This window comes from Streptococcus oralis (genome assembly GCF_001578945.1).
Classification (GTDB): domain Bacteria; phylum Bacillota; class Bacilli; order Lactobacillales; family Streptococcaceae; genus Streptococcus; species Streptococcus oralis_Q.
Window position 1 is genome coordinate 78,028 of sequence record NZ_KQ969554.1, and the last position, 4,674, is coordinate 82,701.

The 4,674-nt window shown below is 41.2% G+C and carries 3 protein-coding genes; all 3 read left to right on the forward strand.

The window, feature by feature from the left end; all coding sequences use genetic code 11:
• Positions 1-782 (forward strand): hypothetical protein (locus SORDD16_RS08280; protein WP_241734037.1); only part of this gene is annotated, 782 nt, incomplete at its 5' end.
• A 16-nt stretch (positions 783-798) separates the two neighbouring features.
• Positions 799-1,548, forward strand: a complete 750-nt coding sequence (locus tag SORDD16_RS08285; protein ID WP_061453094.1) for an LPXTG cell wall anchor domain-containing protein — start codon at positions 799-801, stop codon at positions 1,546-1,548.
• A 26-nt stretch (positions 1,549-1,574) separates the two neighbouring features.
• Positions 1,575-4,674: SspB-related isopeptide-forming adhesin (locus SORDD16_RS08290; protein WP_061453095.1), on the forward strand; the 3,100-nt coding region annotated here is incomplete at its 3' end.

Sequence of the window (4,674 nt, forward strand, 5' to 3'; positions counted from 1 at the left end):
AGGTTTATGCTAGTCCATTCCTCATTACTGAAGACTATGAAAACCTCTTGCTTCCTCTCATTCAAGCGATACTTACTCGTTCTGAATTTGCGAATTACAGCTATCAAGAAAAACGGGAGTATTTTGAGAACCAGATTTACCCTATATATAAACAAAGTTTAGGGTTATCTGATTCTTCTCTTCCTCTTTTCCCAGCTGAAGGTGAGATGGCAGTTCTTTCACAACCAAATCGTCCATCACATGATCTAAAAGTAGGAGGTCAAATAACTGTTGCCCCTCCTATAGCTCAAAAGCAGTCAGTTTCCCTGAAGAAAATTTATCTATTTTTAGGTGCTTTGGGAGTGTTGTTAGCAATAAATATCGTTTGCGTATTTCTTGCTTTCGCTCAACTATCAAGCCAGTCCGAAAAAGTAAATTTCTTATATCAGGAACAAAAAAATACTCAACTTATCATTTCAACGAAAAATGAAGTTGATGTGTTTAGCCGTTATTTCTTACCTTCTTACTACTCGGGCAAAAAAGAAAACCTAGTAGATTTTCTTTCCGAAGGTGATGCGAAATTTACAGCACCTAAAGAAGGAGCACTCCAATCCGTAATTTTAGAGAAACTGGATTATGATTCAGCATCTCAAAAATATACGGTCTCTTATATCCTATCTGTGAAAAGAGGGGATAAATCATCTAGCATCAGATTAACGTTTGATGTAAAAGCTTCAGATTCTTCAAAATATGGTTTTGTTGTAGAGACCGAACCAAAAGAATCAAATTATCTTAAAAATTAGAAAAGGAAAAACAATCATGAACAAAAAACAAGTACTCGCAACACTCGCACTTTCAACACTCGCACTTGCACAAGCTGGCTATGTGGCAGCTGATGAAGTGACCCCTATCGATTCTTCTGCTCCAACAACAGAAGTGGTTACACCAACTACCCCAACAGAAACAGAAACTCCATCAACTCAACCAACAGAGCCGTCAGTGACTCCAGTTGATCCAACCACTCCAAGTACACCACAAGGGAAGGACGATGCGGAGAGCTTGGACGGTGTCCCAACTGACAAGCCAGTAACACCAGAGAAACCGCAAGGCAAGGACGATGCTGAAAGTTTGGATGGTGTCCCAACTGACAAGCCAGCACCTTCAGATAAACCACAAGGGAAAGATGATGCTGAAAGTTTGGACGGCGTTCCAGCTGAAAAACCACAAACAACAGACCAGGCTAACCAACAAGGAACATCACAAATTGGCACAACTTCAAGCTCAACAGGTCAAGTGGTGCATGATGTGACAAAAGAACCCGTTCAAACCAACACAGGAGCTTCTGTCGTTAGCACACAAAACGGGAACGTGGTTCTCTCAGATGGTTCTGTAGTGGCTCCTGAAGAAGTAGGGGGAAGCCTTAACGAAGATAAGACTATTTCTATCACTGATAAAGATGGCAAGCTCAAAACACTTCCAAACACTGGGACAGCAGAAAGCATTCTAGGAGCTATTGGTGGGATGTTGTTGACCGCAGTTGGCTACTTCTACAAGAAAAAATTATTTTAAGGTGAAATGGAAAGGGAAAACATTAAATGGCAGAAAAAACACAAGGACACGGATATTTCCGTAAGAAAAAATGGGCTAAAGGATTAGTATCAGGAATTGCAATTGCAGGGATTGTAGCTTTCTCTGCAGGAACTGTATTGGCGGATGAAGCAGTCCAGCCTGAAAGTAAAAACGACAACAACGCATACGCTACACAAGCTGGTAAAACAACAGGAAGCCAGTCTGTAGCGATTGATAATGGAGTAGTTACTAAGGCAGCTGGAAAAGCAAGAGAAGCAGGGGTAAATGTTTCTGAGACTCAATCAGTTGACAAGGGAACAGATACGACTGCTTCAAAACTGGAACAGTCCAAGACTGAAATCAAAAAAGACCAGGATAAGCAAGTCAAGGCACTTGAAGAAACGACTGCAAAACAGGTTCAAAACAATGAAGCCTTCAAGGAAGCGCAGGAAGCTATTCAAGCCAATAATAACTTTGTGGCTACTGAAAAAGCCAAACATGAAGGGGCAACAACTGTCACAGTGACGAATGACAGTTCGACTGCCACAGATGGTTCAGCAGACCAAAACAAGAAAGCTACTCAAACAGCTAAACAGGTCTTATCAGAGAACAAGAAAGCAGTAGCAGATTACCTGGTTGAAAAAGGGAAGTATGATGCGACTGTGAAGCAAGCTACTACCTTAAACAAAGCGGTAGAAAGCGCATCTGAACAGCTGAAGAAAGAAAAAGTTGATGTTAAGGTCGTGACACATACCGTTTCTTCAGTCAAAGAAGTAGAGGATCTACAAAAGAAAAATGAACAGGCTATTGCAGCTGCAAAAGGAAAAGTTGAGCTTAACAAAGCGATTATGGCTGCCTACACAGAGAAGAAGAATGCTAGTGAACAAGTCAATCAAGATGCTGATCGCAAATCAGCTGATTTGAAAAATTCTGGTGTACTTTTAACTTCTAAAACACAAGAGGTTTCTTCAGCTGATGAAGCCAAGCAAATTGGCAACCAAAACCAAGCAGCTTATGACAAAGCTAAGCAAGCACAAGCAGACTGGCAGAAGAAATACAATGAACTTCAATCTAAAACAAGTACGGAAGGGTACACAAAAGAGGTTGTCTTACAGGCTCTTAGTCTTGCAACAGCTAATCCTGAAGCAACAGTGAAGTCATCTGCTTCAGGTTCAACAGTAGTAACGACAAGTTATATTGCTTCCTCAAGTGGTTCTTCAGGATATGGTCGTATTCTTGATTCTACCAAAGTCTTAAAATATAAGGATGTTGGTAATGGCTGGAAAACTGAAATTGACTATACAGGCTTAAAAGGTTTAACCGTTTCAACTGCAGATGGGAAACAACACGATATTTCTCGTATCCATCGCAAATTTGAAATCCTCAACCAAGGGAAAACGGGCTTGAATGATGTCTATGTCTTGAATGATCCAACTGAAGGATTTGTAGTGGCTCGTAATGATGGAGCTGGTGGCGCTGCTGACTACATGAACTTCCTCGTTACAGATACCTACTACTACACGGTAGACGGGAAAGAAGTAGCATTCCAAGCAAGTGAAAAGACTCCAGCAGCCTTGACCTACTCATCGCTAAACCACAACCGCATTGGTTGGGAAGGTGCCAAAGCTATCAACGGGAAGCACGTGGAGATTAACGGTTCTACTGTTACAGAAAATACAGATTACGGTTATGTCTATGCAGAAGACTATAACCGTCAAGAGGATGTCGGTCATCTCTGGGATACATCTGACTCACCTTACCAATACAAGGGTGCAGCGCTTGGTGTCTTCAAGTCAGGAACAGATTTCAAGACTGAGTTTATCCAATGGGATGGACCAGAAACACCAAATGGTCAAACTTATTGGTTTGCCTTGAATACTAGAGTTGTGGCGCCAGTTGTGGAAGTCCCTGCTACAGCAAGTCTTACCAAAACCACGGTTAAACCTGTCAAACCAGAACCTGTATCCGCTGAATTGGTTAATGCGAAGAATCCAGCAAAACCAACCTTGGCTCTGAAGACTGTTTCTGAAACCAAAAATCAGCACTTAACCGCTAGCTATCACGGATACAAATTGCAATATAAACCAGTTGTCCGCAAATCTGTAGCAGATACAGATAAGACCAATACAGATGGCCAAACAGTAGCTAAAAACGCTACTCAGACCTATACATTGACCCATGATAATATCTATGCGAACCTTAAAAAAGGGGACAAGATTACCATCATTGATCCACTTGAAACTGGTGCTGTTCCTGATGTAGCTGTCACAAAAGCAACTGCAGAGAAAGCAGGATGGGGCGTTGCCTATGATGCAGAAAAGAACACTTATACCTTTACTGCAACTTACGAAGGGAAACGCTTAGAAGCTCCAGTGATTACCTGGAAGCCAATCTATGACAAGGGATTCTATGATAACACTTATAAAGTGTTAGTGAATAACTACGAGGCTTACTCAAACACTGTAACAAACTATACGCCGAAACCACCAAAACCAGTCAAAGCTGTGTTAGATCATTCTGGTAAGGATATCAACGGTGCGACAACATTTGACCGCAACGTGACCTTCCGTTTGACAACAGATTATAGCCCATATACCAAAACTCTTGCTTCAGCGCAAGCACTTGGTAAGAAGTTTGGAATCTTGGATGATGTTCAAGACAAAGCCTTCACAGTTGACCAGGACAAGATTACAATGACGGCTGCAGGGAAAGATGTGAAAGAGCTCTTTGATATGTATCACGTGCTTTCAGACAAAGGACGTACAGATGCAATCAATAAGATTTTGAAGGAATTGAACTTGGCACCTAAAGGTGAATTTTATCTTTGGGTTGCAAAAGACTCTGCGAGCTTCTACAACAATTACGTGAAGCAAAATAAAAATGTGACGATTGATCTTTCAGCTAAACTCTTAGTAAAAGAGGGAGAAATCGTGAAGAACGATTTTAAACAGATCGATTTTGGGAATAGCTATCAGTCGAATCTTGTAACAGTTGAAGTTCCAAATGTTAAGCCAGAAAAACATGTACTTGATAGAACTGGCAAGAAAGTCCTTGATGGCAAAGAAGTCCAGCTAGGTGATTTTGTTCAGTACCTTCTTGATGGAGTAACTGTTCCAGAAAAACATG

What these genes read in the sequence shown, in the direction of transcription:
- SORDD16_RS08285 (WP_061453094.1), top strand. Translation starts at nt 799, where the DNA reads ATGAACAAAAAACAAGTACTCGCAACACTCGCACTTTCAACACTCGCA.